This is a genomic window from Streptomyces mabaensis (assembly GCF_053763515.1).
Map to the genome: position 1 here is coordinate 277,512 of NZ_JBSOPZ010000003.1, position 25,843 is coordinate 303,354.

At 70.4% G+C, this 25,843-nt stretch carries 26 protein-coding genes and 4 pseudogenes; 18 read left to right on the plus strand and 12 right to left on the minus strand.

Annotated features, from left to right (window positions below):
- Position 1: 1 nt before the first annotated feature.
- The 3 genes and pseudogenes from ACWV17_RS04290 to ACWV17_RS04300 form a co-directional block, all read right to left on the minus strand.
- On the minus strand, positions 2-1,624 hold the full coding sequence (locus tag ACWV17_RS04290; protein WP_455358526.1) for a sodium/solute symporter: 1,623 nt from the start codon (positions 1,622-1,624) through the stop codon (positions 2-4).
- A complete protein-coding gene (locus tag ACWV17_RS04295) occupies positions 1,621-1,854 on the minus strand; it encodes a DUF485 domain-containing protein (protein ID WP_455358527.1) in 234 nt (77 codons plus the stop codon). Before ACWV17_RS04295 ends, ACWV17_RS04290 begins: the two co-directional genes overlap by 4 nt.
- Before the next feature lie 317 nt (positions 1,855-2,171).
- Positions 2,172-2,267: pseudogene (locus ACWV17_RS04300) on the minus strand (transposase); the annotation flags it as partial.
- Between the two features lie 28 nt (positions 2,268-2,295).
- On the opposite strand from ACWV17_RS04300, the pseudogene ACWV17_RS04305 reads away from it, so the two are divergent.
- Positions 2,296-2,754: pseudogene (locus ACWV17_RS04305) on the plus strand (RNA-guided endonuclease InsQ/TnpB family protein); the annotation flags it as partial.
- 73 nt (positions 2,755-2,827) lie between these two features.
- Here ACWV17_RS04305 and ACWV17_RS04310 read toward each other — a convergent pair.
- Positions 2,828-4,159, minus strand: a complete 1,332-nt coding sequence (locus ACWV17_RS04310; protein ID WP_455358528.1) for a PucR family transcriptional regulator — start codon at positions 4,157-4,159, stop codon at positions 2,828-2,830.
- Positions 4,160-4,402: 243 nt separating this feature from the next.
- On the opposite strand from ACWV17_RS04310, the gene ACWV17_RS04315 reads away from it, so the two are divergent.
- The 5 genes from ACWV17_RS04315 to ACWV17_RS04335 are packed head-to-tail and all read left to right on the plus strand — an operon-like array spanning position 4,403 to position 9,587.
- Positions 4,403-5,239 carry an ABC transporter ATP-binding protein gene (locus ACWV17_RS04315; RefSeq protein WP_455358529.1) on the plus strand — a complete coding sequence of 279 codons (837 nt, stop codon included), beginning with the start codon at positions 4,403-4,405 and terminating at the stop codon, positions 5,237-5,239.
- Positions 5,236-6,162, plus strand: a complete 927-nt coding sequence (locus ACWV17_RS04320) for an ABC transporter ATP-binding protein (protein WP_455358530.1) — start codon at positions 5,236-5,238, stop codon at positions 6,160-6,162. The genes ACWV17_RS04315 and ACWV17_RS04320 overlap by 4 nt, the downstream gene beginning before the upstream one ends.
- Positions 6,159-7,049, plus strand: coding sequence for a branched-chain amino acid ABC transporter permease (locus tag ACWV17_RS04325; protein ID WP_455356167.1), 891 nt, complete (start codon positions 6,159-6,161; stop codon positions 7,047-7,049). The genes ACWV17_RS04320 and ACWV17_RS04325 overlap by 4 nt, the downstream gene beginning before the upstream one ends.
- 49 nt (positions 7,050-7,098) lie before the next feature.
- Complete coding sequence (locus ACWV17_RS04330) at positions 7,099-8,334, plus strand: branched-chain amino acid ABC transporter permease (protein WP_455358556.1); 1,236 nt, start codon at positions 7,099-7,101, stop codon at positions 8,332-8,334.
- Entirely contained in the window at positions 8,331-9,587 is a 1,257-nt protein-coding gene (locus tag ACWV17_RS04335) for an ABC transporter substrate-binding protein (RefSeq protein ID WP_455356166.1), read from the plus strand. Before ACWV17_RS04330 ends, ACWV17_RS04335 begins: the two co-directional genes overlap by 4 nt.
- A gap of 106 nt (positions 9,588-9,693) precedes the next feature.
- Here ACWV17_RS04335 and ACWV17_RS04340 read toward each other — a convergent pair whose 3' ends face one another.
- Positions 9,694-10,959, minus strand: coding sequence for a hypothetical protein (locus ACWV17_RS04340; RefSeq protein WP_455358531.1), 1,266 nt, complete (start codon positions 10,957-10,959; stop codon positions 9,694-9,696).
- A gap of 89 nt (positions 10,960-11,048) precedes the next feature.
- Between ACWV17_RS04340 and ACWV17_RS04345 the strand changes: the two genes are divergently transcribed.
- From ACWV17_RS04345 to ACWV17_RS04375, 7 genes and pseudogenes are all read left to right on the plus strand, one after another.
- Positions 11,049-11,930, plus strand: a complete 882-nt coding sequence (locus ACWV17_RS04345) for a glycosyltransferase family 2 protein (protein WP_455358532.1) — start codon at positions 11,049-11,051, stop codon at positions 11,928-11,930.
- Positions 11,872-12,276 (plus strand): BlaI/MecI/CopY family transcriptional regulator, encoded by a 405-nt coding sequence (locus ACWV17_RS04350; RefSeq protein WP_455358533.1) that lies wholly within the window; start codon positions 11,872-11,874, stop codon positions 12,274-12,276. Before ACWV17_RS04345 ends, ACWV17_RS04350 begins: the two co-directional genes overlap by 59 nt.
- A 24-nt stretch (positions 12,277-12,300) precedes the next feature.
- A pseudogene (locus ACWV17_RS04355) lies at positions 12,301-12,923 on the plus strand (hypothetical protein).
- 66 nt (positions 12,924-12,989) lie between these two features.
- The gene (locus tag ACWV17_RS04360) at positions 12,990-14,357 is read left to right on the plus strand and encodes a hemolysin family protein (RefSeq protein WP_455358534.1); all 1,368 of its coding nucleotides are present in this window, start codon (positions 12,990-12,992) and stop codon (positions 14,355-14,357) included.
- Entirely contained in the window at positions 14,354-15,376 is a 1,023-nt protein-coding gene (locus tag ACWV17_RS04365; RefSeq protein ID WP_455358535.1) for a hemolysin family protein, read from the plus strand. The genes ACWV17_RS04360 and ACWV17_RS04365 overlap by 4 nt, the downstream gene beginning before the upstream one ends.
- A gap of 154 nt (positions 15,377-15,530) precedes the next feature.
- Complete coding sequence (locus tag ACWV17_RS04370; RefSeq protein ID WP_455358536.1) at positions 15,531-16,865, plus strand: hemolysin family protein; 1,335 nt, start codon at positions 15,531-15,533, stop codon at positions 16,863-16,865.
- Positions 16,862-17,878 carry a hemolysin family protein gene (locus ACWV17_RS04375; protein WP_455358537.1) on the plus strand — a complete coding sequence of 339 codons (1,017 nt, stop codon included), beginning with the start codon at positions 16,862-16,864 and terminating at the stop codon, positions 17,876-17,878. Before ACWV17_RS04370 ends, ACWV17_RS04375 begins: the two co-directional genes overlap by 4 nt.
- Before the next feature lie 12 nt (positions 17,879-17,890).
- On the opposite strand, the gene ACWV17_RS04380 is transcribed toward ACWV17_RS04375, so the two are convergent.
- The gene (locus tag ACWV17_RS04380) at positions 17,891-18,229 is read right to left on the minus strand and encodes a MerR family transcriptional regulator (protein ID WP_455358538.1); all 339 of its coding nucleotides are present in this window, start codon (positions 18,227-18,229) and stop codon (positions 17,891-17,893) included.
- Between the two features lie 164 nt (positions 18,230-18,393).
- Between ACWV17_RS04380 and ACWV17_RS04385 the strand changes: the two genes are divergently transcribed.
- Positions 18,394-18,753 (plus strand): hypothetical protein, encoded by a 360-nt coding sequence (locus ACWV17_RS04385; RefSeq protein WP_455356160.1) that lies wholly within the window; start codon positions 18,394-18,396, stop codon positions 18,751-18,753.
- A 101-nt stretch (positions 18,754-18,854) separates the two neighbouring features.
- Here ACWV17_RS04385 and ACWV17_RS04390 read toward each other — a convergent pair whose 3' ends face one another.
- The 5 genes from ACWV17_RS04390 to ACWV17_RS04410 all read right to left on the minus strand — a co-directional run bounded on the left by ACWV17_RS04390 (position 18,855) and on the right by ACWV17_RS04410 (position 22,451).
- Positions 18,855-19,166: an SCO5918 family protein gene (locus ACWV17_RS04390; protein WP_455358539.1), complete on the minus strand. Its 312-nt coding sequence runs from the start codon at positions 19,164-19,166 to the stop codon at positions 18,855-18,857.
- Between the two features lie 60 nt (positions 19,167-19,226).
- Positions 19,227-20,630 carry a DEAD/DEAH box helicase gene (locus tag ACWV17_RS04395; protein ID WP_455358540.1) on the minus strand — a complete coding sequence of 468 codons (1,404 nt, stop codon included), beginning with the start codon at positions 20,628-20,630 and terminating at the stop codon, positions 19,227-19,229.
- Between the two features lie 245 nt (positions 20,631-20,875).
- Entirely contained in the window at positions 20,876-21,079 is a 204-nt protein-coding gene (locus ACWV17_RS04400) for a cold-shock protein (RefSeq protein WP_369212344.1), read from the minus strand.
- A 485-nt stretch (positions 21,080-21,564) separates the two neighbouring features.
- On the minus strand, positions 21,565-22,011 hold the full coding sequence (locus ACWV17_RS04405) for a helix-turn-helix transcriptional regulator (protein WP_455358541.1): 447 nt from the start codon (positions 22,009-22,011) through the stop codon (positions 21,565-21,567).
- Positions 22,012-22,040: 29 nt separating this feature from the next.
- Complete coding sequence (locus ACWV17_RS04410; RefSeq protein ID WP_455358542.1) at positions 22,041-22,451, minus strand: VOC family protein; 411 nt, start codon at positions 22,449-22,451, stop codon at positions 22,041-22,043.
- A gap of 275 nt (positions 22,452-22,726) precedes the next feature.
- On the opposite strand from ACWV17_RS04410, the gene ACWV17_RS04415 reads away from it, so the two are divergent.
- The 3 genes from ACWV17_RS04415 (at position 22,727) to ACWV17_RS04425 (ending at position 24,522) form a co-directional block, all read left to right on the plus strand.
- Positions 22,727-23,083, plus strand: a complete 357-nt coding sequence (locus ACWV17_RS04415; protein ID WP_455358543.1) for a DoxX family protein — start codon at positions 22,727-22,729, stop codon at positions 23,081-23,083.
- Positions 23,084-23,404: 321 nt separating this feature from the next.
- Complete coding sequence (locus tag ACWV17_RS04420) at positions 23,405-23,572, plus strand: hypothetical protein (RefSeq protein WP_455358544.1); 168 nt, start codon at positions 23,405-23,407, stop codon at positions 23,570-23,572.
- Between the two features lie 122 nt (positions 23,573-23,694).
- The gene (locus tag ACWV17_RS04425; RefSeq protein ID WP_455358545.1) at positions 23,695-24,522 is read left to right on the plus strand and encodes a M55 family metallopeptidase; all 828 of its coding nucleotides are present in this window, start codon (positions 23,695-23,697) and stop codon (positions 24,520-24,522) included.
- Positions 24,523-24,695: 173 nt separating this feature from the next.
- On the opposite strand, the pseudogene ACWV17_RS04430 reads toward ACWV17_RS04425, so the two are convergent.
- A pseudogene (locus tag ACWV17_RS04430) lies at positions 24,696-25,032 on the minus strand (translocation protein TolB); the annotation flags it as partial.
- A 133-nt stretch (positions 25,033-25,165) separates the two neighbouring features.
- On the opposite strand from ACWV17_RS04430, the gene ACWV17_RS04435 reads away from it, so the two are divergent.
- On the plus strand, positions 25,166-25,843 hold a 678-nt coding region (locus tag ACWV17_RS04435), incomplete at its 3' end, for an IS256 family transposase (RefSeq protein WP_455358546.1).

Here is a 25,843-nt window from a genome sequence, read left to right on the forward strand (position 1 = left end):
CTCAGCGGGGAGGTACCGCCTCATACGGATATCGCGCCTCGGGCCGGGCCGCCCGCCGCCTGCCCGCGACGCTGCCCAGCCACCCGAGCAGGAACGCGGCGGGCATCGAGACGAGCACGACCGTCTGGAGCGGGAACCAGTCGAGGTCCCAGTCCGGGAAGAGCGCCAGGGGCGAGCCGGAGAAGACCGGGCCGGAGATCTGGAGTCCGACGGCGCCGGCCAGGCCGCCGTACAGCGTCCAGAGCAGGCCGGCCCGGGTGTAGCCGCGCCAGAAGAGCGAGTACACCAGTGCCGGCAGCAGACAGGAGGCAGCCACCGCCAGCGAGAGGGCCGACAGGAACAGGACGTTCCAGCCCTGCACCCAGACCGCCAGTCCGATGCTCAGGACGCCCACCGCGGCGGACGCCCAGCGTGCGGCGGCCACCTCGCGGCCCTCGGTGGTGCGCCCGCGGCGCAGTACATGCGTGTACAGGTCGTGGGCGATGGCTCCCGCGGCCGCCAGGGTGATACTCGCGACGACGGCCAGCGTGGTGAGGAACACCGCGGAGGCGACCAGCACGACGAGCAGCGCCCCGCTCGTGCCGGTGGACGAGCCGCCCGCCAATTCGCCGGTGAGCATCAGCAGCGTGCTGTTGCCTCCCGGATCCGCGCCCATGATCGCCGGCGCGCCGATCAGCGCGGCGGCCGCGAGGCCCATCAGCGCGGTGGTGAGGCAGAAGCCGCCGACGATGACGATGGTGTGGCGCACGGTGCGGCGCGCGATCGCCGCGTTGGGAGCCGTGCTGAGCTGCATGGCGACATGCGGCAGGCAGGCCACTCCCAGCACGATCGTGACCATCAGTCCGATGAAGTCGAGCGTGCTCTCCGGCTCGGTTCCGGCGGCGAACCGCAGCCCGGGACGCATATAGCCGTCGGGCCGGCCGCTGCCCTGTCCGGCGGCGTCGATCAGGGAGTCGGTGCTCCAGTGGAAGCGGTACAGCAGCACGGCTGTCACCGCCAGCGCCGCGGCGAGCAGCACCACTGTCTTGATCACCTGAATCGCGATCGTGCCCCGCATGCCGCCGAACACCGTGGCGAGCACGACCAGCGAGCCGATCATGATGATGGCCGACTGTTCGGCGCCCGGCCCGGACAGTCCCAGCAGCGCCGTGGTGGTCACGCCCGCGCCGGAGAGCTGCACGACCAGGTACGGGACGCACGCGCTCAGCGTCACGACGGCGACCGCGGTCCGCACCGCCGGCCCGGGAGCCCGCAGGGCGAAGGTGTCGCCGAGGGTGTAGCCGGCGCGCTCGCGCAGCGGGACGGACAGCAGCAGGAGCACGCCCAGCGACAGCACGGTGCACAGGGCGATGAACAGCCCGTCGTAGCCGAAGACCGCGACGCTTCCGGTCGTGCCGAGCACCGTGGCGGCGGACAGGTAGACGCCGGACAGGACGAGGGCTCCGCGCAGGGGCGAGAGCGTGCGGCCCGCTGTGTAGAAGTCGTTGACCCGGTCCCGCTCGGGGCCGCTGAGGACGCAGATGAACAGGATGGGGACGATGAACGTCAGGAAGCCCACGAGCACCAGGCCGCGGGTGTCCCGGTCCAGGGCGCCGGGTGCGGCGAGCAGGATCTCCGGAGTCATCTGTACTCCCCCCGCTCCTGCTGCTCCCGCTGCTCCCGGTCGTGCTCCTGCGGCGCGAGACGGTCGTCCGCGTGGCGGTCGTACCGCACCGCCGTCCCCACCAGCAGGGCGCTCTGGAGGAGGAGCGCCAGCACGCCGACGGTGGTCTCCCCCCAGACCCGGGTGGCCATGAAGTCGGCGGCGGAGCACGCCAGCAGCAGATGCACGGCGAAGGTCGATCCGTTGACCACGGCGAAGGACCGGCCTGGGCGATGAGGCCTTGGGCGATGGTGAATCAGCGGGGCGTGCGGGTGGGCCATAGCGGTCTCCTGGCGGGCGCGGACGTGGGCGGATCGCCTCTGGTGCGAGGCTCACCAGAGCACCCGCGCCCCGGCCCGTCCATGCGCTGAACCCACGCCGTTGTCGGCTCCCAATGCCTGGCGCGGGTGGCTGTGCTGATGCCCATTCAGCGGGATCTAGCGAGGAACCAGGGCCTTCAGGCCCGGGAGGAATCGCTTCTCTGGACTGCTCTGACCCGCACCAGGGGCACGGGTCCGCACTGTTGACCTCAGTCGGGGCGCTTCTGGTTCTCGATGTACTCCTTCACCACCGCGAGCGGTGCGCGGCCACAGGAGGCCGCGAAGTAGGACGGGGACCAGAAGTGCGCGCCCCACAGGTACTTGCGGATGTGCTCGGGGAAGCGCCTCCTCAAGAAGCGCGCCCGGAAGGAAGCCCGGCACACCGCCAACGTCAACCACATCGTCTCCAAGACCATCGTCACCACCGCTGAACGCACCGGCTCCGGTATCGCCCTCGAAGACCTCACGGGCATCCGCAGCCGGGTACGGCTCCGCAAGGACCAGCGGACTCCCCTGCATTCGTGGAGCTTCCACCAGCTTGGCCAGTACATCGAGTACAAGGCCAAGCGGGCCGGAGTGCCGCTGGTGTATGTCGATCCGGCGTACACCAGCCAGCAATGCTCCGAGTGCGGTCACATCGACCGGCGCAACCGCCAGTCACAAGCGACGTTCGCCTGCCGGTCCTGCGGGGCCCTCATGCACGCGGACGACAACGCGTCCCACAACATCGGCCGCAAGGGCGAGACCGTGTGGACTGCGGGGCGTGAGTCACGCGTCCCTGCCACTCCGTAGGAGTGTCTGGACGGAGGAGCCAACCCAGCAGCCAGTTGGGCGCTACCTCCAAGCCCGGTCCTTCAGGACCGGGTCAAGTTGACTCCCGCGCGGCCGGCGGGCGGCTGTGTTCGTCGGTGCCGCCGCGCGCGGCGGTGGTGCCCAGTACGGCGGCCGGCCCGAGCAGGCGGTGGGCGTCGAGGGCGAGGGTGAGCCGCACCAGATCGCGGGGACGGGTGAGCGCGAGGCCGGTGATCTGCTCGAAGCGGCGGAGGCGGTTGAGCACGGTGTTGCGGTGGCAGAGCATCTGCCGGGCGGCCTGGACGGCGGAGCCACCGTTCTCGATCCAGATGCCGATGGTCTCGAACAGGGTGTCGCGGTCGGCGGGTTCCAGGTCGTACATGGGGCGCAGCACCCCGTGGGCCAGTTCGGCGGACAGGTCGGGCCGCGAGATCAGCAGCCCGTCGGGCAGGCGGGCGTCGAGCCGGGCGACCTCACCGTCGGCCCGGCAGGTGCGCAGGGCGAGTCCGGCCATGTCGCGTGCGCGGGCCAGGTTCTCCAGGCCGTGGACGACGGTACTGATCCCGGCACGGAATCCGGGACCGGTGTGCAGAGCGGTGGCGAGCGTGTCCAGGGGGCGGTCGCCGAGGTGGGCGACGAGCACATCGTGGTGCCCGCGGGCGTGCCGCAGGATCCGGATGCCGGGGATCTCCGGGGCGGTCCGTGGCACGCGGCCGTACGGCGGTGCCGGCGCCACCACCGCCACCGCGAAGCGTCCCTCCAGCGGCAGATCGAGGATCGCCGCCGCGTTCCGGGTGAACTCGGCGTCGTTGCGGGTCTCCAGCAGGGCGGCGAGGATCAGCCGGACGCGTTCACCGTGCCGGCTGGCCACGCCCTGGGCGACCTGCCGGTAGGCGTCGGCGACGAGGACGGCGTCGCGGTCGTTGCTCTTCCACACCAGTTCGGCGACGTGCACCAGTTGGCCCGCGTCGCCGAGCCCCTCCCGCTCCACCACGCTGATGATCTCGCTCCAGACCTCGGAGCCGGCGACCCGGAAGGCGTGCAGCACCTCGTCGAGGGGACGGCCCTGTTCCGCGCGCCGCATGCCCAGCTCTCTGGTGTACCGCTCGACGTCCACGAGTCTGCCCGGGTCGATGCCGGCCTCCAGCCCGTGGCGGACGCCGACGCCCACGCTCCTGCGCACGTCGGGCGGCGCGAGCACCGGGTCGGCGTAGTACGGCACCTCGGCGCGGATCTTCGCCACGATGTCGTCCGTGAAGTCCGGGCCGTGCGACAGCAGGCGCCGGCACGCGCGGTCGAAGAGCTGGAGGGGAGTGGGATCCGCGGCGCGGTCGGGCAGTGGAGCGCTGACGGCTACGTCATGGCCGCGCAGGCGAACGCTGCCGGGGACGGAACTGTGGTGCATGGTGCCCTCCAGGTGGACGGGGGCCCCATGCTAAGCAGTTGCTTATGCAAGGGCGAGGTCTCAGCCAAACCGTGATGTTTCCGGCCAGTAGGCCTTGCCGGTTGTGTGCCCTCACAAGCCGGGCGCCTCCCGTCTGGGAGCGGACAGCGGCTCGCCGTACCGCTATGGACCCGGTGTCCGGGCCGTGTTCTCGTAGCGCCCAGTCCGGCCCGCTCGTCTGCGTTTTTCTGCGAGGAGACCCCCATGAGCCCTCCACCGGCGGAAGCCGGATCCCTTCGGATCAGTGATCTCCACGTGAGCTACGGACGGTCCGTCCGGGCGCTGCACGGGGTGTCGCTCGATGTCCCGCAGGGCCGGATCGTTGCCGTTCTGGGATCCAACGGAGCGGGCAAGACCACGCTGCTGCGGGCGGTCTCCGGGACCCTCGCGCTCCATCGGGGCACGGTGGACAGCGGCACCGTGCACTTCGACGGCGTACGGCTGACCGGCGGTGCCGCGTGGACCGTGGCCGCCGGAGTGGTGCAAGTACCCGAGGGGCGCAGGATCTTCGGCTCCCTGTCGGTGGAGGACAACCTGCGGGCCGGGTTCCTGGGGGCCCGCGGCAGCGGCGGCGCGGAGCGGCAGGCGGCCCGCGAGCGCGTGTTCGCGCTGTTCCCCGTACTCGCCGAGCGGCGGCGGCAGGCCGCCGGCCTGCTGTCCGGAGGCGAACAGCAGATGCTCGCGATGGGCCGCGCGCTGATGGCCGGCCCCCGGCTGCTGCTGCTCGACGAACCCTCACTGGGCCTGGCGCCGCTCATGGTCCAGCGCATCGCGTCGATCATCCGCGAGATCAACGCGCAGGGTACGTCGATCCTGCTCGTGGAGCAGAACGCCGCCCTGGCCCTGGCGCTGTCCGACCGTGCCTCGGTACTGGACGTCGGACAGGTGCGGCTGGAGGGGGCGTCGGCCGACCTGGCCGGCACGGACGAGGTGCGGCGCCTGTACCTGGGCGAGAGCGAGACCGTCATGGCCGGCGCCGCGTCCGGGTCCGCTTCCGCGGCCGGGCCGGGACTGACCGAGCTGAGCAGGTGGCGCGGATGAGCACCGACGCCGTGACGGAGACGCGCGCTCCGGGCCCGGAGACGGGACCGGACGAGGAGACCGAGCCGGTGCCGGCCCTCACGGTCGACGCGCTGACCGTACGTTTCTCCGGCCTCGTCGCCCTCGACACCGTCTCGTTCACCGTGGCCCCCGGCACGATCCACGCCCTCATCGGGCCCAACGGCGCCGGGAAGTCGACCTGCTTCAACGTCGTGTCCGGGGTGTACCGCGCCACGGCCGGCGCCGTCCGGTACGCGGGCAGGGACCTCACCCGGCTGGCACCGCACCGCATTGCCCGGCTCGGCGTGGCCCGCACCTTCCAGAACATCGTGCTCACCCACGGAACCGTCGCCGACAACCTCATGCTCGGCCGCCACGGCCTGACCCGTGCGGGATTCGCCGCGTCCGCGCTGCGACTGCCCAGGACCGTACGGGAGCAGCGCCGCCACCGGGAGCGCGCGGCGGAGATCGCGGACTTCCTCGGCCTGGGCCCCGCCTTCGACAAGCCGGTGGGCTCACTCCCGTACGGCGACCGCAAGCGGGTCGAGATGGCGCGCGCGCTGTGCATGGAGCCCAGGCTGCTGCTGCTGGACGAACCCGTCGCCGGGATGCATCCCACCGAGCGGGTGGCCATGGCCGAGACCATCGCCAAGGTCCGGGACGCCCTGGGCATCTCGATCCTCATCGTCGAGCACGACATGGGGCTGATCATGCGGATCGCCGATTCCGTGACCGTGCTCGACTTCGGCCGACTGATCGCCGACGGGCCGCCCGAACGCGTCCAGCGCGACCCGGCGGTCATCAACGCCTACCTCGGCACTCCCGCCCAGGACGGCGAGGACGCACCTGCCGGCGATGTCGGCGACGACGCACCTGTCGGCCATGCCGGCGACGACGCCCAGGACGAAGGGAAGCACCTGTGATCAAGCTGGCCGAAACGGTCCTCAACGGGCTGGCGCTGGGCTCGGTGTACGCGCTGATAGCCCTGGGCTTCGTCGTGATCTTCAAGGCGTCCGGCGTCATGAACTTCGCCCACGGCTCCCTGCTGCTGTTCGGCGGCTACGTCGTGGCCCGGCTGCACGAGAGCATCGGCTTCCTGCCGGCCGTGCTGGTCGGCGCCGCGCTCGCGGCGGGGCTCGCGGGGCTGGTGCAACTGCTGGCCACCCGCGGTCTGCGCGGCGCGGAGATCCACACGCTGACGATCCTGACGATCGGCGTGGACGTCCTGCTCAACACCGAACTGAACAGGCGGGTGGGGGCCGACTACCTCGGTATGGGCGACCCGTGGGGCGCCGACGTGACACGGCTCGGGGACATCACCGTCGCCGACGCCCGGCTCGCGAGCATCGTGGTGGCGGTCGCGGTCATCGGCGTGTTCTTCGCGGCGTTCCGCTGGTCCCGCTGGGGCCTGTCCATGCGGGCGGCCGCCGCCGACGCGGAGGCCGCCGCGCTGATGGGGATACGACTGGACCGCGTCCGGCTCATCGCCTGGTGCGTGGCCGGGGCGCTGGCGGCTGTCGCGGCGGTGTTCCTGGCCGCGTTTCCCGCCCCCGGCCTGGACCGTACGACCAGTCAGATCGCTCTGAGTGCCTTCCCCGCCGCCATCCTCGGCGGAATGGACTCGGCCGCCGGCGCACTCCTGGGGAGTCTCGTGATCGGCCTGACCGCGGCGATGGCCGCCGGTTATCAGAGTGAGCTGAGCGCCCTGGGCTCCGGGATCTCGGACGTGGCCCCCTACCTGGTGATGGTGCTCGTGCTGCTGGTCCGGCCGAACGGTCTCCTCGGATCGAAGGAGTTGACCCGTGTCTGACACCCTGTCACCCGACACCTCCCCGCCGCCCCCGCCCCCGCCGGCCACCATGGCGGCGCCCTCCCCCGAAGGGTCCGGAGCCGCTGCGGGCCGGCGGACCGGGCGCGCCTCCCGGGCCGGCATCGCAGCCGGCTGCGTCCTGCTCCTGCTGGTCCTGCCCTTCTACGTCTCGTCGTTCTGGCTGCAGACCGGCCTGTTCGCCATGGCCGCCGTCATCGGCGCCCTCGGACTGAACCTGCTCTCCGGAACCACCGGCCAGCTCTCCCTCGGCCACGCGTTCTTCCTCGCCGTCGGTGCGTACGGCTATGTGTGGCTGGCCGCCGAACCGTCCGGCACCGGCTCCGGCCGGCTGTACGGGCTCGGACTGCCGCCGCTGCTCGCCCTCGTTCTCGCGGTCGTTCTGGCGGGGGCGGCGGGAGGGCTGTTCAGTCCCATCTCCGGCCGCCTGCGCGGCATGTACCTGGGCATCGCCACCCTCGCCCTGGTCTTCCTCGGCCACCACGTGATGCTCAACGCGCAGGACGTCACCGGTGGTTTCAACGGCCGCTCCGTCCCGGCGCTGGAGATCTTCGGGTTCTCCTTCACCGACTCCTCGCCCGAGGGGCTCGCCGTGCTCGGCGTCCCGTTCGGCGGACTGGAACGGCTGTGGTACGTCGGCCTGGTGATGGTGGCCGTGGCCTGGCTGGCCGCGCGCAACCTGCTGCGCGGTCGTCCCGGCCGCGCCCTGGCGGCCATCCGGGACAGCGAGGTCGCCGCGGCCGTCATGGGAGTTCCGCTCACCCGCTACCGCGCCTCGGCGTTCATCGTCTCCTCGATGTACGCGGGCGCCGCCGGTGCCCTGCTGGCCCTGGTCTTCAAGCGCGTCGTCCCCGACCACTTCGGTCTGCTGCTCTCCATCGACTACCTCGCGATGATCGTGATCGGCGGCCTGGGATCGGTCGGCGGCTCCGTCGCGGGAGCCGTCTTCGTCGCCCTGATCCCGCATCTCCTCACCAAGTACGCCGACCACCTGCCGCTGCTCACCGCTCCCGGGACCGCCGGATCGGGCGTGACGCCCGGCGACGCCGCGCGCTATCTCTACGGCGCCGCGATCGTCCTCGTCCTGGTCTTCGCGCCGGGCGGCCTGGCCGGCCTGGCCCACAAACGGCCGCGCCGCCCCGGCGACGGCACTCGCGGCACCTGGCGCTTCTCCCTCAGCCCCCGCCGCTTCTCCCTCCGCCCCCGCCGCACCACCTCCGACCCCCAGGGCGTCGAAGGCACCCTCCCGAAGGAGCACACCCCGTGAGACACCCCAGAATCGTCCCGGCCGCAGCCGTCCTCGCGGTGCTCGCCCTGAGCGCCACGGCCTGCACCACCAAGAGCGGTACCGCAGAGAACAAGGCCGGCAGTGACGGCATCAAGACAGGCCCCGGAGTGACGGACACGACCATCACCCTGGGCGCGCTGACCGACCTCACCGGACCGTACGCCTCGCTCGGCAAGAGCATCGTCAACGCGCAGCAGCTCTACGCCGACCAGCTCAACGCCGCCGGCGGCGTCTGCGGCCGTGACGTCCGGATCACCGTCAAGGACCACGGCTACGACGTGCAGAAGGCCGTGTCCGCGTTCACCGAGACCGAGCCGAGTGTGGCCGCCCTCTCCCAGGTGGTCGGTTCGCCCGTGGTGGCCTCGCTGCAGCAGGAGATCGAGGCCAAGCACCTGCTGACGCTGCCGATGGGGTGGGCCTCCACGCTGCTGGGCCACCAGTACGTCCAGGTGGTCGGGTCCACGTACGACATCGACATGATCAACGGCGTCGACTTCGTCGTCCGCAAGGCCAAGCTGAAGCCCGGCGACAAGATCGGCCACGTCTACTTCGAGGGCGAGTACGGGGAGAACGGCCTCGCGGGAGCGACGTACGCGGCCAAGCAGCGCAAGCTGGGCATCGTCGGGCAGAAGATCAAGCCGACCGATCAGGATCTGACCGCACAGGTCACCGCCCTCAAGCAGGCCGGGGTCAAGGCGGTCCTCATCAGCGCCGGCCCCAAGCAGTCGGCGGCCCTGGTCGGCACGGCGGCGGCGCAGGGGTTCGCCGTGCCGGTGCTCAGCAACGCCCCCGGCTTCGCCCCGCAGTTGCTCGCCACCCCGGTCGGCCCGGCCCTGGAGAAGCAGCTCTACGTGGTGAGTGCCGCCCCGTCGTTCAGCTCCGAGACCGCGGAGGTCCAGAAGCTGGCCAAGGACTACCGGGCGAAGTATCCGAGTGCTCCGCTCGACGCGGGTGTCGTCAGCGGCTGGAACGCGATCAGCGTCCTCGGTGAGGACCTGAAGGCCGCCTGCAAGGCCAAGGACCTCACGCGGGAAGGCATCGCCGCGGCGCACCGCAAGCAGTCCAAGCTCACGGTGCTGGGCGTGTCGTTCGACTTCTCGGACCGCGCCAAGCCGTCCACGTACCAGTCCTTCATCCAGAAGCCGGCCAAGCAGGCCGCGGGCGGACTGGTGACCGTGGAGCCGGCCCGCGAGGCGCCCGCGTCGCGGAGCTATCCGCTGCCCAAGAGCTGACACCCGTCTCCCGACGGGCGCGCAGGAGCGCACGAGCGGTCACCGCGGCGGCGGTACCGTTCGTGCGCTTCCGCGCGTATACGGCCGGCTACGCGTGTGCGGCCGGCTATCGGCGCGGGCGGGTGATCAGCCAGGTGCCCCCGATGACCAGGAGGGCGAAGAGCACGTGGCCCGCGCCCCAGGCGCCGATGAGGGCGAGTCGGTCGCGCAGGGAGAAGGAGCCGGTGAGGGTGACCTGGAGGCTGCCGACGGCGAACGCGATGGCGGAGGTGAAGACCGCGACGAGTTCGACCGAGCGGACGTGGTTGGCGCGTGCGGTCTCCTGGCTCTCGCGCTGTGCCCTTTCCTGCTCTTCGCCGCGGCGGCGCAGTTCGCCTTCGAGCTGTTCCCAGCGCTGCCCGTGCCGGTCCTCCTGGTCGGCCAGGCGCTGCGCGTGCTCGGCGTCGAGCGCGGCGCGCAGGCGGCCTTCGAGGATCGCGTCGCGCTTGGCGAGGTACTGCTCCTGAAGAAGCTTGTGGCTGCCGCGGCTTCCCAGCGCGGGGAGGTGACGCAGGGCGGTGTTGATGCTGTCCAGGGCGGCATCGTGGTCGCGGACCATGTGCTGCCCGGAGGCCAGGCGGAAGTGGAAGATGTGGTCGAGCGGGTGGTCGCGCACGGCTTCGGCGGACCGGTCGCGCAGCAGTTCTCCGTGGCCGTCGAAGGGGGCTGCGGCCTGGATGCCGTTGAGGCAGATGTCCACGACGTGGCGGGTGCGCTCCGGAGAGGTCCACGCCTGGTCGAGGAGTCCGGTCGCGTGTTCCGCGGTGATGGCCCGGCTGCCGAAAGCAGCGAAGGAACGCAGCGCGGTGAACAGCGGTGCCTGCCGGTGCACCCCGGCCGCGAGAGCGAGGAGTGAGGCGTCCAGGAACTGGTGGAGCTCGTCGAACCAGAAGTTCGAGCGCAGCTTGCCCGCGTGGTACAGCGTCGCGAAGTACGCGGTGTCGCCGGCGGCGGTGTCGTGGCCGACGATCTCCTCCACTGCCCGGGAGAGTTCCAGGGTGGATTCGACGCTGTCCTTGGTGATGAACGCGTAGCCCAGGCTCCACTTCTCCAGCACCTCGGTGCGGTGGTCCCGGGAGACGTGGGCGACGAGCCATGCGGAGCAGGCGGCGGCCGTGCGAATGCTCGGCCGGTCCAGGAAACGCAGTCGCCAGTAGCGATCGGCACAGATCAGGTAGGGGTCCGAGGCGAAGTCGGCCGAGTCCACGGTGAACGGGGGCTCCGCGTCCCCCTCGAACAGCGCGGTGGCGACTTCCTCGCAGACCCGGTCCAGTTCACGCGAGTCCGAAGCCGACACCTGCTCCAGTCGTGCGATGTGCGGCGCCGCTTCCACGATGATCCCCCCGGGCTTGGTCGTCCCCCTGTGCCTACCACCACGTGCCTACCACGACCCCGCTCACCGCGCGGCCATATCATTCGATCATGCGGGTGGATGTGGTGACGGCGGTGCACGGCCCCTACGCCGCCTTCCTGCCCCTCGCCTGGCAGTCGCTGCGCGAGCAGAGCCATTCCGCATGGGCCTGGCTGGTGCAGATCGACGGGCCCCCGCAGGCGGTCCTCGACGTCCTGCGCGCATGTGGCGCCGCGGATGACCGGCGCGTGTTCATCGCGGCGCACGGCACTGCCGAGGGCCCGGCCGTCACACGTAACGTCGCCCTCGGCCGGGCGACGGCACCGCTCGTGCAGAACATCGACGCCGACGACGAGTTCGAGCCCGGCGCCCTCTCCCTGCTGGTCGACGCGCTCACCGCTCATCCGGGCGCGGGCTTCGTCGTGGGCCACGCCAGAGACCTCATGCCCGACGGGCTCCTGCACGACCACGCTCTGCCGGTATCGGCCGGCGTGCTGCCCCGTGGCGTACTGCTGGATCAATGGACCGCCGGCGCTCCCGACCGCCGACTCCCCGTCCATCCCGCCGGGGTGATGTGGCGGCGCTCGCTTCTGCTCGCCCTCGGCGGCTGGTCGGCACTCCACGGTATGGAGGACACCGGCCTCCTCATGGCGGCGTCCGCATCGGCCGACGGCGTTCTCGTCGACGCGCCGACACTGCGCTACCGCAGACACGGCGCTCAGCGTTCGAAGCAAACCTCAAAATTCACCGGGGGGGGGCGCAGATCGACCTCATCCGGAAGCGCGCCGCACTGCTGCGTACGCTCCCGCCATGGGCCGAGCCGTCGCCCTCCGGCACCGTACGATGAACCGCCCTGCGGGGGTACGCGGGGTCACCAGGCGGGAGCGAGACGGCATGACGGACCGGAGCAGGAGCGGTGCCGCGCAGCATCCCCGCCGGCGCGGGCAGGGTGAGCTGGAGGCGCAGGTGCTGGCCGCGTTGCGCGAGGCGCCGGGGCCGGTGAACGCCGCCTGGGTGCAGGCGCGGCTCGGCGGCGATCTGGCGTACACCACCGTGATCACCATCCTGACCCGGCTCCACGCCAAAGGCGCGGTCGCCCGCGAGCGGACCGGCCGGTCCTTCGAGTGGACGCCGACCGCGGACGAGGCCGGACTGGCCGCTCTGCGGATGCGGAAGGTGCTGGACGCGGAGACGGACCGGGAGGCCGTCCTGGCCAGCTTCGTGACCGCTCTTCCCCCCGGGGACGAGCGGCTGCTGCGCGACCTACTGGCCCAGACGGCCGACGAAGCGGAAGACTGACCGCATGGGGGTCTCTTCGTCTTCCTGCCGCTCGTACTGCCCTTGAGCGCATGGCCGATCGCGCGCCTGGCCGAGCAACATCTTCATCCGCGCACCGCCACGTGGCTGCTGACCGTGGTCGCCGCCGTGCTCGCGGTGTGCAGCGCGCTGCTGATGGTGGTCGGTACCGCGCAACTGCCCGGCAACCCGCACCGGTTCCTGCTGGCCGTGCAGCTGGCGGCGCGGGCCAATCCGTTTCTGCGACCGCTGCGTACCGCAGTGATCTACGCCGCGGAGCGGTGGGCGGACGAGGATGCGGCGGGGTGGTCGGCAACCGGCGCACCGTGGCCCGGGCGATCGGCAAGGCCGCGCTGGTCTCGCGCGGCGCCCCCATCGCGACGCTCGCGGGTTTCGCGGCCGCGGGCCCGGTGCCGCGCCGGGTCGCTGCCCTGCTCGGACCGGCCCCCACGGCACGCGTGTGGCCGCCCGCCTTCACCACAGTGGGACTGGCCGCGTGGGGTGCGGCAGCCGGTACCACGGCATCGGCGCTGTCCTCGGCGAACTCCCGGGCTCGTTTGCCATTCCTTTACAGTGTGTGTAGAAGCACGCCGCTTCTGATCCCACTGTCTTCCGCGTATGAGAAGGAGCTACGGACCCGCGATGGGTGAACCTCCCAGTACCGGCCGTGCCACCGCCTGCCCGCGTCATGTGAGCGAGGAACCGGGGGTGGCACGGTGACCGAAGTCCTGCTGCTGTTCCTGGCTCTGGCTCTGACGCTGGCCTGCGCGTTGTTCGTCGCGGCCGAGTTCTCCCTGACCACCGTCGAGCGCGGCGAGCTGGAGCGTGCCGCCGAGGCGGGCGAGCGGGGTGCCGAACGCGCCCTGAAGGCCGTGCGCAAGCTGACCTTCCAGCTGTCCGGGGCCCAGCTCGGCATCACCGTCACCTCGCTGGTGATCGGCATGCTCGCCGAGCCGTCGCTGGCCGCCCTGCTGCGTGGTCCGCTCGAAGCGATCGGGCTGGGCAGCGCGGCCTCCTCCGTGGCAACCGTGCTGGGCGTCGCCGTGTCCACGGTGGTGCTGATGGTGGTCGGTGAGCTGGTCCCGAAGAACTGGGCCATCACGCATCCGCTCGGGGTCGCCAAGGTGGTGGCGGGGCCGCAGCGCGGCTTCACCGCCGCGTTCGCGCCGTTCATCCGGCATTTGAACCACACCGCGAACCGCTTCGTACGCCGTTTCGGCCTGGAGCCGGCCGAGGAGCTGGCCTCGGCCCGCTCCCCCCAGGAGCTCGTGGCACTGGCCGAGCACTCCGCGCGCCGGGGGGCACTGGAGGAGGACTCCGCCCAGCTGTTCGTACGGACCATCCACCTGGGCGAGCTGTCCGCCGAGAACGTGATGACACCGCGCGTGGACGTCGTCGCACTCGAAGCACACGCCACGGCCGCCGACGCCGCCAACCTCACCCTCGCCACCGGACTGTCCCGCTTCCCCGTCTACCGCCACAGCCTCGACGAGGTCATCGGGACCGTCCACATCCGCGATGTGCTCGCCCTGCCGGCGGGCGAGCGGACGACCACCCCGGTCACGGTGCTCGCCACCCCGCCGCTGCTGGTGCCCGACAGCCTCCCGGCCGACCGGCTGCTGGAGCGGATGCGCGCCGAGCGCACCATGGCCGTCGTCATTGACGAGTACGGCGGCACGGCAGGCGTCGCCACAGTGGAGGACATCGTCGAGGAGGTCGTCGGCGAGGTGCGCGACGAGCACGACCCGCTGGAGAGCCCCGACCTGTCGCCCGCTCCCGCGACCGAGGACGGCCGCGCGAGCTGGGAGGCCGAGGGCAGCGTACGGATAGATCAGCTCGTGGCCATAGGGCTGATCGCGCCCGAGGGCCCGTACGAGACCATCGCCGGCCTGATCGCCACCCGCCTGGCCCGTATCCCCGCCGAGGGCGACACGGTCGACGTGGACGGATGGCGGCTGGACGTCCTGGAAGTCGAGCATCACCGCGCCGACCGGGTGCACATCACCGAGCCCGCCCGCCTCCCGCAACAACCGCAAGAGCACCTGCGAGCGCAAGCGCAGAAGGAGCTGGAGGAGGCCCGATGACCACCGTGCAGCTCTTGATCGGCGCTCTGACCCTGCTGACCAACGCGTTCTTCGTCGGGGCCGAGTTCGCCCTGATCTCCGTACGCCGCAGCCAGATCGAACCGGCCGCCCGCCAGGGCGACACCCGGGCCCGCATCACCCTGTGGGGCCTGGAGCACATCTCGCAGATGATGGCCACCGCCCAGCTCGGCATCACAGCGTCCTCGCTGGTGCTCGGCGCGGTCGCCGAACCCGCGATCGCCCATCTGCTGGAGCCGGGCTTCGCGGCGGCTCATGTGCCGCACGCCCTGGTCCATCCCGTCGCCTTCGTGATCGCGCTCACCGCGGCCACCTACGCCCACATGCTGATCGGCGAGATGATCCCCAAGAACATCGCGCTGGCCGCGCCCACGAAGACCGCGCTGCTGCTCGGCCCGCCTCTGGTCGCCCTGACCCGCGCCCTGCGCCCGCTGGTGTTCTCCATCAACGCCTTCGCCAACACCCTGCTGCGGCTGCTGAAGGTGGATCCGAAGGACGAGGTCGAGTCCGTCTTCACGGACGACGAGCTCGCCCGCATGGTGGAGGACTCCAGCGCGGCCGGCCTGCTGTCGCCCGCGGACGGCGAGCGGCTGCGCGACGCCCTGGAGCTGGGCACACGGCCGGTCGGTGAGATCGTCGTACCCGTCCAGAGGATGCACACCGTCGCCCACACGGTCACCCCGGCAGGGCTGGAGCGCGCCGCGGCCGCCGCCAAGTTCTCCCGCTTTCCGGTCACCGGCCCCACCGGAGCCGTCCTCGGCTATCTGCACATCAAGGACACCCTGGGCGTGGCCGAGCGCGACAAGCCCTTCCCGAGCGCCGCGCTGCACCCCGTGACCCGTGTCCGCATCGACACCCCGCTGGACGACACCCTCACCGCGCTGCGCGCCGCCGGCAGTCACCTGGCGGCCGTCACCGGCGGGGCGGGCGCGGTCATCGGGTACGTGACCATGGAGGACGTCCTCGAAGAACTGGTCGGCCCGGCGGCCACCCCCGCATGAGCGGGCAGCACCGCATACGTCCACCTCGTTGCCCTGATTCGCACGCCCAGCACGCCCAGAAGGAGCGCTCCTTGTCCGCCAGAACGACGGATCCGTCGGGGAACAGCCCCCGGCCACCCAGCCCTGACCGGGGCACGCGCCGAGGTGGGATCCGTTGAGCGCCGTCCTCGGCCTGCTGGCCGTCCTCGTCCTGACCGTCGGCACCGGCTACTTCGTCGCCCAGGAGTTCGCGTACGTCGCCGCCGACCGGCTCGCGCTCGCCCGCGAGGCCGAAACGGGTGACAAGCGTGCCGCCCGTGCCCTGAAGGTGCTGGAACGGCTCTCGTTCATGCTCTCGGGCGCGCAGCTGGGCATCACCGTCACCGGCCTGGTGGTCGGCTTCCTCGCCGAGCCGTCCGTCTCCGCGCTGCTGAAGCCCGCGCTGGACGGCCTCGGCCTGTCCGACGGCGCCGTCTCCGCGATCTCCGTCGTCCTCGCGTTCGTGCTGGCCACCGTCGTACAGATGGTGCTGGGCGAGCTGGCGCCGAAGAACCTGGCGCTGGCCGTCCCCGAACGCCTGGCCAAGTCCCTCGCCGCCTCGACCCTCGTTTACTTGAAGATCGTGGGCCCGGTCGTGCACGTCTTCGACGGCGCTGCCAACAAGCTGCTCCGCAGGGTCGGCATCGAGCCGGTCGAGGAGCTGCACCACGGTGCCACCCTCGAAGAGCTCAGCCATCTGATCGGCGAGTCCCACGAGCAGGGCCACCTGCCCGCCGACACCGCAGAGCTTCTCGACCATGCGATGGAGTTCTCCGAGCGCACGCTGGACGAGGTCATGGTGCCGCGCGCGGACGCCGTGTTCGTACGCAAGGACGCCACCGCCGCCGAGGCCGTCGAGCTGATCGCCAAGCACGGCCACTCCAACTACCCGGTTCTCGGCGACCACCCCGACGACGTCGCGGGTGTGCTCGGCGTACGGGAGCTGATGCGGCTGCCCGTCACCCGCTTCGAGGGAACCACCGCCGGGCAGGCGGCCCGCCGTACCCTGCTGCTGCCCGACACGCTGCCGCTGCCGGACGCGGTGGCGCAGATGCGCGAGCGGGACGACGAGTTCGCGGTCGTCCTCGACGAGCACGGCGGCGTCGCCGGAATCGTCACGTACGAGGACATCGCCGAGGAACTGGTCGGCGACATCGCCGACGAGACCGACACCGTGGTCGAGCTCGCGGTCGCCGAAGGAGACGGCTGGCTGGTGGACGCCGGGCGCCGTCTGGACGAGGTCGAGGAAGCCACCGGCATCGCGCTGCCCGAGGAGGAGGACTACGACACCGTGGCCGGGCTGATCATCGACCGGCTCGGCCGCTTCCCGGCGATCGGTGACCGCCTCACCGTGGACGGGGTCCATATCCAGGTACTGAGCCTGGACCGGCACGTCCCCGAACGCGTACGGGTCCAGCAGATCGAGCCGGGCGACGCGAACGAGCTGTCGGCCGAGGAGGCGCAGGCATGAGTTTCCCGATGGCACTCTTCGTCACCGTCCTGCTGCTCATCGGCAGCGGTTTCTTCGTCGCCGCCGAGTTCGCGCTGGTCGCCGCCAAACGCCACCGCATGGAGAAGGCGGCCGCCGACGGGCGGCGCGGCGCCAAGGCCGCACTCGCCGGCATGCGCGAGCTGTCCCTGATGCTCGCCGGCGCCCAGCTCGGTATCACCATCTGCACCCTGGGCCTGGGCTCCATCTCCAAGCCCGCTATCTCCCATCAGGTCGACCCGCTGCTGGTCGAGCTGGGCCTGCCGAGTGGACTCAGCTACGGCATCGCGTTCGCCTTCGCCATGCTTGTCGTGGTCTTCCTGCACATGGTGCTCGGCGAGATGGCGCCCAAGTCGTGGGCGATCGCCCACCCCGAGCGCTCCGCGATGCTGCTCGCCCCGCCCTTCCGCGCGGTGGTCAAGACCGTACGGCCGCTGATCTGGCTGCTCAACAAGGTCAGCAACGCCCTGGTACGGCTGTGCCGGGTGCAGCCGCGCGACGAACTGGCGGCCGTGCACAACCGCGAGCAGCTCACCCATCTCGTTGCCGAGTCCGAGCGCCTCGGCCTGATCAACAAGACCGACTCCGAGCTGATCACCCGCTCTCTGACCGAACCCCAGACGCCGGTCGCGGAGTTCCAGACCCCGGCGGGGGACATCATCACCGTCCCCGCCGACGCCGGCCTGGACGCGATCCTGGCCACGGCCACTGCGGCCGACCGCTCCCGTCTCCTCGTACGCGACGGCGAGACGATCCTCGGTTCGGTGCACGCCCGCGACGCCCTGGTCGCCCGCACCCGCGGCCGCGCCGTTACCGCGCGCCAACTGGCCCGGCCCGTACCGGAGCTGAACGGCACCGACAGCGTTTCCCACGCGGTCGAGCAACTGCGCCGCAACCGGGCCTCGCTGGCTGTCGTCCGCGACGGAGACGGCCGCCTCACCGGACTGATCAGCCTGGACGACCTGATCGCCCGGCTGATGGGGGCTGCGGCCTGAGCGCTGACGAACTCAGTGAGAGCTGTCGGGCGGCGGGGCCGCGGCGCGGCGGAATTCGGCGTTGATGCGCTGGGCCTCTTCGAGCTGGTCCTCGAGGATGACGATGCGGCAGGCGGCCTCGACCGGGGTGCCTTGGTCGACGAGTTCACGGGCCCGAGCCGCGACGCGCAACTGGTACCGGGAGTAGCGCCGGTGCCCGCCCTCGGAGCGGAGCGGGGTGATCAAGCGGGCCTCTCCGATGGCGCGGAGGAAGCCGGGAGTGGTGCCGATCAGTTCGGCGGCCCGGCCCATCGTGTAGGCGGGGTAGTCGTCGTCGTCCAGTCGGCCGCCGAGCGAATCATCCGCTGTCATCTGCGCCTCTTAACGCCAAGGAATACCTCACCACGCGAGTACCCGATGTCTACCTGGGCAACCACAGATTTTCTCGCTCGTGAGGGTGCGGTAATCCGCCTCGTACGGCACAGGTATCGCCTCGCCGGCCCACCCGGACGGACCGGCGAATAGAATGGGCAGACATGTCGAAGCCTGACGAGCTGCTCGTTGACATCGCCGCACTGGTGGAGTCCGCGCAGAGCAATCAGATGTCCCTGACCGTGGTCACCGGTGGAGCCGTCATCACCGGCCGGCTGGCACCCGAAGCCGTGTGGCGGCAGCGCGTGTCGGAGGTCCTGACGGACTCGGCGCGCCTGGGCGAGTTCTCCGGCGTATTCACCACGTCGAGGCGGCAGGACGGGCCGCCCACGCATCTGCACTTCCACGTCGCCCGGATCCTGCAGGGCACGGTCGGGATCCCGGAGACGGGTGGGATGTACCGCGTCGCGATCGAGGACGTCAGTGCCTGGACCATGGGCGACTTCAGCTACTCCGACCACTGAGCGAGCACGGCGGCTGGAACCCGACGACACGCAGTGAGGGCCCGACCGGCGCGCGCCGGTCGGTCCCTCACTGCGTCAGACGGATACGTCAGACGGATACGTCAGGCGGATACAGGGGTGTCGAGCATCGCGGACGCCTGCTGCAACGGGGTGAGGACGCGCGCGGGGGCCGCGGCCTGGGGAAGGCCGCGGCAGTTGAAGCCGAGGAGGGTCATGGCCCGGACGACTTCGCCGGCGCTGAAGTCCCGGCGGTCCTGGCGGGTGATGACCTGGCCGACCTGCTTGACGGGGTAGTGGCGGCGTCCGATGATCACGGACTCACCCACGATCCGCTCGGGCTTGACGTCCTTCATCGCCTCCAGCACCCCGATCTTGGTCAGGTCGAACGGAAAACGGGCGATGACGCAGCGCATAGTGCCTCACAGGGAGAAGAGAGAGACGGTCGTATCGTCGAAGACCTGATCACCAAGGTTCTAGGCTGCCGCATCGAAGGAGGACTGCCGGGCGGGCGCGCGCCGGGGCGTCGAACCGGTGCGGCGCCGACCACGGGAGGCGGCGCTGCGCTTGGGGCGGTCCGACGCCGGCGCGGTGATGGTGACCGGAATGCCGGACGGGGCCTGGGCGCCGGTGATCCGGCTCAGCGCCTGCTCACCGGAGCGGACCTGAGTGGTCTGCGGGACGATGCCCGCGGCCGCCATCAGGCGGGTCATGTCGCGGCGCTGGTTCGGGGTGACCAGGGTGACGACGCTGCCGGACTCGCCGGCCCGCGCGGTACGGCCGCCCCGGTGGAGGTAGTCCTTGGGGTCGCTCGGCGGGTCGACGTTCACGACGAGGTCGAGGTTGTCGACGTGGATCCCGCGCGCCGCGACATTGGTCGCCACCAGCACCGTCACGTGCCCGGTCTTGAACTGGGTGAGGGTCCGGTTGCGCTGGGGCTGCGACTTTCCGCCGTGCAGCGCGGCGGCTCGTACACCACTGTTCAGCAGGTGCCTGGTCAGCTGGTCGACGGCGTGCTTGGTGTCCAGGAACATGATCACCCGGCCGTCGCGGGCGGCGATCTCGGTGGTCGTCGCGTACTTGTCGGCGCCGTGGACGTGCAGCACGTGGTGCTCCATCGTCGTCACCGCACCGGCTGACGGGTCCACGGAGTGCACTACGGGGTCGGTGAGGTAGCGGCGGACCAGCAGGTCGACGTTGCGGTCGAGGGTGGCGGAGAAGAGCATCCGCTGGCCCTCCGGGCGGACCTGGTCGAGCAGGGCGGTGACCTGCGGCATGAAGCCCATGTCGGCCATCTGGTCGGCTTCGTCCAGGACGGTGACGGCGACCTGGTTCAGCCGGCAGTCGCCGCGGTCGATCAGGTCCTTGAGCCGCCCGGGCGTCGCGACGACGACCTCGGCGCCGCCGCGCAGCGCACCGGCCTGCCGGCCGAGGGACATACCGCCCACGACGGTGGCCGTGCGCAGCTTCAGGGCGCGGGCGTAGGGGGCGAGGGCGTCCGTCACCTGCTGCGCCAGCTCGCGGGTGGGGACGAGGACCAGGGCCAGCGGCTGCCGGGGCTCGGCGCGCTGTCCGGCCGTACGGGCGAGCAGCGCGAGTCCGAAGGCGAGGGTCTTGCCGGAGCCGGTGCGTCCGCGGCCGAGCACGTCGCGGCCCGCGAGGGCGTTCGGCAGGGTCGCGGCCTGGATCGGGAACGGCACGGTCACGCCCTGCGCGCCGAGCGCGGCCAGCAGCTCGCCGGGCATGTCGAGATCGGCGAAGCCCTCGGCGGCGGGCAGCGCGGGGGTGATCGTCCTGGGCAGGCCGAATTCACCGGCACCGCCGTTGCGGGTGCGGGTGCGGGTGTGGGTGAAGCGGTCGTTCGTGCGTGTGCGGTTCATACGGAACCTTCCTCGATGCGGCACGTATCAAGGAATTCCCGTAGCGATGAGCGGCATGGAGAATTGCAAGAATGGGCCGAATGGAATGCGAAAGCGAATCGGACCGGGAACACTCCGGGAACAGTCGCTGAAACAAGTGACGTAGCTCTGACGGAGTTGCATCCGGAGCCTTGGGGAGGAAATGCGTGCAGCTGGGGCCCGCACCCCGGAGGATGCGGGCCCCAGCTACGTAGTACGCGTCAGCGTCAGGCGGGAACGATGTTCTCGGCCGTCGGGCCCTTCTGGCCCTGCGCGATGTCGAAGGTGACCTTCTGGCCTTCCAGCAGCTCGCGGAAGCCCTGGGCGGCGATGTTCGAGTAGTGGGCGAACACGTCAGCGCCGCCACCCTCCTGCTCGATGAAGCCGAAACCCTTTTCCGCGTTGAACCACTTCACGGTGCCAGTAGCCATGTCATATCTCCTTTGGGGCAGTACGCCGGCATCCGCACTGTGCGGATGCCGTGTCGCCGCGATGATGCCCCGCCCGGAAAAATGACCGGAAATACAAAAGCACTCCCAGTGGCGCAGAAGCCGACTGGAGCACTTGAAGTCTTGGGAACCACAACTGCAACTGATATCGACAGTAGCATGCCGCAACCGTCTGTGCGCGCTGCCCAATTTCACTCCGCCTGCTGCGGCAAAAACCCTCACCGCACGGCTCGGTAAACCCTCACTTCGCGGGCACAGATATTGACAGATCAGGGCGTGGGTGTCACCGGTGCGGCCTCCCGGGCAAACCCGTCCGGGTCGGTGAAAGACCCGGCATCGCTGCCAAGCACGAGCCGGTGCGATCCGGTGCCGTCGACGGGGACGGCAACCGAAGGCGGTGTAGAAGCGGTTGGCGGCCGTGGGATCGGCCACCTCGAGGGTGACGGATTCGATGGAAGTCATAGCGATCACGCTAGGTGCGGCTCGGTCGCCGGTGCTTCTCGATTCCTGACCGGTCTGGTCACCTGTTTCGCCACACACGACGGCATCCCCGCCGTCGCGCGCGCCGCCTCGCGCCGATAGACGCTGGGCGGCACGCCGACCAGTTCGGTGAAGCGACTGCTGAAAGTGCCCAGCGACGAGCAGCCGACCGCGAAACAGACCTCGGTGACGCTGAGGTCGCCACGACGCAGCAGCGCCATCGCGCGCTCGATGCGCCGCGTCATCAGATACGCGTACGGCGATTCACCGTAAGCGAGCCGGAACTGGCGGCTGAGGTGCCCGGCCGACATGTTCGCGCCGCGGGCGAGCGCCTCGACGTCCAACGGCTGCGCGTACTCCCGGTCGATCCGGTCGCGGACGCGGCGCAGCCGCGCGAGGTCGCTCAGGCGCTGCGCCGCGGTAAGTGCGCTCATCCTCGCAGGATGCCAGATGCCCGGACGGCTCAGCGAAGCTCTTGGATGCGGATCAGGTTGCCCGCGGGATCGCGGAAGGCGCAGTCGCGAACGCCGTACGGCTGCTCGGTCGGCTCTTGGACGACCTCGGCGTCTGTGGCCTGCAGCTTCTCGAAGGTGCCGTCGAGGTCCCGGGTGGCCAGCAGGATCCAGCCGTAGGTGCCCTTGGCCATCATCTCGACGATGGTGCGGCGCTCGTCCTCAGTGACCCCGGGGTCGGCGGCCGGCGGCGCCAGGAGGATGGACGTGCCGGGCTGGTCGACGGGGCCGACCGTGATCCAGCGCATCTTGCCGTGTCCGACGTCGCTGCGGACCTCGAAGCCGAGGTTGTCGCGGTAGAACGCCAGGGCGGCGTCCGGGTCGTCATGCGGGAGGAAGCTCGTGTGAATGCTGATGTCCATGGCCATCACGCTAGCCGCGGCCCGGTGACCGGTGCTTCTCGATTCCTGACCGGTCTCCACCCTCGACGGTGGAAGACGGCCTCCGAACTTGGGAATCAGGAGAATGAGCGGTAGACGTAGCGGTCTGACCAGCGTAGATCCGCGCTTCGGACTTTGTGCGGGCACCTCATTGTGTGCGCGGCGACTGACGTGGCACGGGGATGTCACGTTTTGAGGCGCTGCCTCGTCCGAGAGGCGAACAACCAGCCGTCGCTCTCGCGAAGAAGGAGACTTTCGTGTTCGCCACCTACCTTGTGGTCACCCTCCTCACCTCGGCCGTCAACGGCTTGGCCGCCACCGCAAACTTCATCGGCCACGAGTACCCCAAGAGCCAGGCGGACAAATTGCGCGTGCCTCGGTCCTGGATGCGCCCGCTTGGCGCACTACTGGCGGCGGGCGCGCTGGGACTGCTGGCCGGGTTCGCCGTGCCGGTGCTGGGCACGCTCGCCGCCGCCGGCCTCGTGCTGTACTACCTGGGGGCGTTGTGCGCCCACCTGCGGGTTGGTGACTACCAGTTGGGCCCCTGGGCCGTATTTTTCTGTCTGCCGGTGGCCGCCCTGGCCGTGAGCCTGGCCTACCACGGTACCTGGTGAGCCGTGGCGTGATCAGCTCCGCCCCTCAGGAGGGTAGTGGCGCTCCGGCGGGGCGGACTTGATGCTTACCGCGGCCGCCTTCGCCACGATCGCCCCAACAGGCTGGGGGCGGAGGATGCGGCCGGTACGTCGTCCCAGCTGAACGCGTAGCAGTCTACTTGCGGGCGCAGTGCATCAGCTGGGACGGGCAGGTCGCGGTCAGCGTGTTCGTGCACGCCGCGCTGGAGGCGGGTGAGCTGCGTTTGACCGTACGCCCGCATGTCATGACGCCTCTCCACAATGAGTTGCGAGTGACTGCCGTGCGTCTTCCGGACCGTCGCCATGTACCTCGACGAGCTGGGGATCGACACAGCCGCCTACGAACAACAGGTGGCCGCGGTCATCACCTACATCCAGGTCTTCGGAGACAACAATGCCCCCATCCAGAACGTCGCCGGCAACGGCATCAGCCACGTAGGCCAGGACAACAGGGCCCAAGGAGGCAAGTAAATGGTCGTGGGAAGGCTCCGCCCAGAACCTGAGCAGGGGAACGGCTCAGGCATCAGCATCGGTGGCAGCTGTCGTGCAGTGTCGGCCTGGTGCGCGCGCAGAGCACGTAGGCTCCCTGAGTTATGAAGATACTGATCTCTGTTGATATGGAGGGCATCTCGGGGATCGTGCATCCCACCGAGACGAATCCGGATCGCTACGACTACGAGCGCGGTCGCGCGTTGATGACGGCCGAGGCGAACGCCGTGATCGCCGGTGTCCTGGACGCCGAACCCACGGCCGAGGTGTGGGTCGCCGACGCGCACGGCCCTTTCCGCAACCTGCTGCCCGAGGAACTCGACCGCCGGGCGCACCTGGTCCGTGGCAAGCCGCGGCCCCTGGGCATGCTCGGCGGACTCGACGAACAGACCAAAGCGGTCCTGCTCGTCGGGTATCACGCCCGCGCCGGCGGCGGACCGGCCGTGCTGGCACACACCATGAACGACGGCATCCTCGATGTGCGCGTGGCCGGGCGTTCCATGGGCGAGATCGGCCTCAACGCCGCCATGGCCGGGCATCTGGGCGTACCGGTCGTGCTGCTCAGCGGCGACGACAGCGCCTGCACCGAACTGCGTGATCTGGTCCCCTCCGCGGTCGCCGTCGCGGTCAAGCAAGCCCTTGGTCAGGGCGCCGCCGTCGCCCTGCACCCCGAGGAAGCGCGGGAGCGGCTGCGCCGTGCGGCAAACGAAGCCGTCACGCGGCGTGCACAGGTTTCGCCGCTGGCCCTTGCCGGTCCGCTTGAGGTCGAGGTCGACCTTTCCGCGCCGTTCATGGTTGACCTGGCGACACTCGTACCAGGTGTCTCACGTGGTGAAGCTGGCCGGACAGTCACCTTCACCGCCGTCGACTTCGCCGGCGCCTACCGGTTGGTCCTGCTACTCGCGCAGCTCGCCACCATCAATCCCGGCTAGGCCGCGATTGGGGTCGACGTGCAGGGTTCACCCGGCCTTGGACGGCTCTTCGGCGCGGGCTCGGGTGCTGGCGATGCGGGAGCCGGGGGTCGGCGAAGGTCTTGGTCCAGCCGCCGAAAGACTCGTGGGAGGCGATGACCACGCCGTCCCAGCTTCGCGGCGAGCGTGTCGGCCCGCCGGACCGCGGGGTTCACGCCCCACGGGTCGGTCTCGTAGACGCAACCGGCCTCGACCTCCTCGCAGGACAGTCAGGTGTTCCCCGGGGTCGAGCCACCGGTGCAGTTTCGGTTGGTGCCGGAAGGGATGGTGTACGCCCCTGTGACGGTGGCGCTGCTGTTGAACTTCACCCCGCTGACGCCGACCCCGCCGCTGCCGAACTCGGCGTTGGAGACGTAGATCCAGCCGATACCGTCGGCGAAGCATTCGCCGCAGTCGGGGGCTTGTGCCAGGTGTGCTGGTGCCGGGCACGGTCTGGGTGGAGCGTGCGATCACCCGGCTGGTGAAGCCTGCGGTTGCGTCCAGAGAAGTGGTGTACGGGTTCGACCTGATCCGGGGGTTTGCTCCGGCATCGGGATGGTGCCCGCATAGATGAACGGCCACCGGCTGATCTTCGAGGTGTCGAAGCTCGAAGGAGATCAGCACGATGACCGCACCTGACAGTGTGCCCCTGCACGCCCTCGCCGAGGACAACCTGGCGGCGGCGAGTCCAGATCTGCTGCGCGCGATGGTCAAGACGTTCGCCGACGCGCTGATGTCGGCGGAGGCCGACGCCCTCTGCGGCGCCGAATACGGGCAGGTCAGCGACGAACGCGTCAACCACCGCAATGGCTACCGCCCGCGCGAGTGGGACACCCGCGCCGGCACTGTCGAGCTCGCCATCCCCAAGCTGCGCCAGGGCAGTTACTTCCCGCACTGGCTGCTGGAACGCCGCCGACGGGCCGAACAGGCACTCATCTCGGTGGTCGCCACCGCCTATCTGCTCGGTGTCTCGACGCGCCGGGTCGAGAAGCTCGCCGAGTCCCTCGGCGTCACCCAGCTGTCGAAGTCCCAGGTCAGTGCGATGGCCAAGCACCTGGACGAGCAGGTCGCCGCCTTCCGTAACCGACCCCTTGACCATGGCCCCTACACGTTCGTCTGGGTGGACGCCCTGACTCAGAAGGTCCGCGAGGGTGGCCGGATCATCAACGTCCACGCGCTGATCGCGGTCGGCGTCAACGCCGACGGGCACCGCGAGATCCTCGGCCTCGACGTCGCCACCGCCGAAGACGGCGCCGGCTGGCTCGCCTTCCTGCGCTCGCTCATCGCCCGCGGGCTGTCCGGC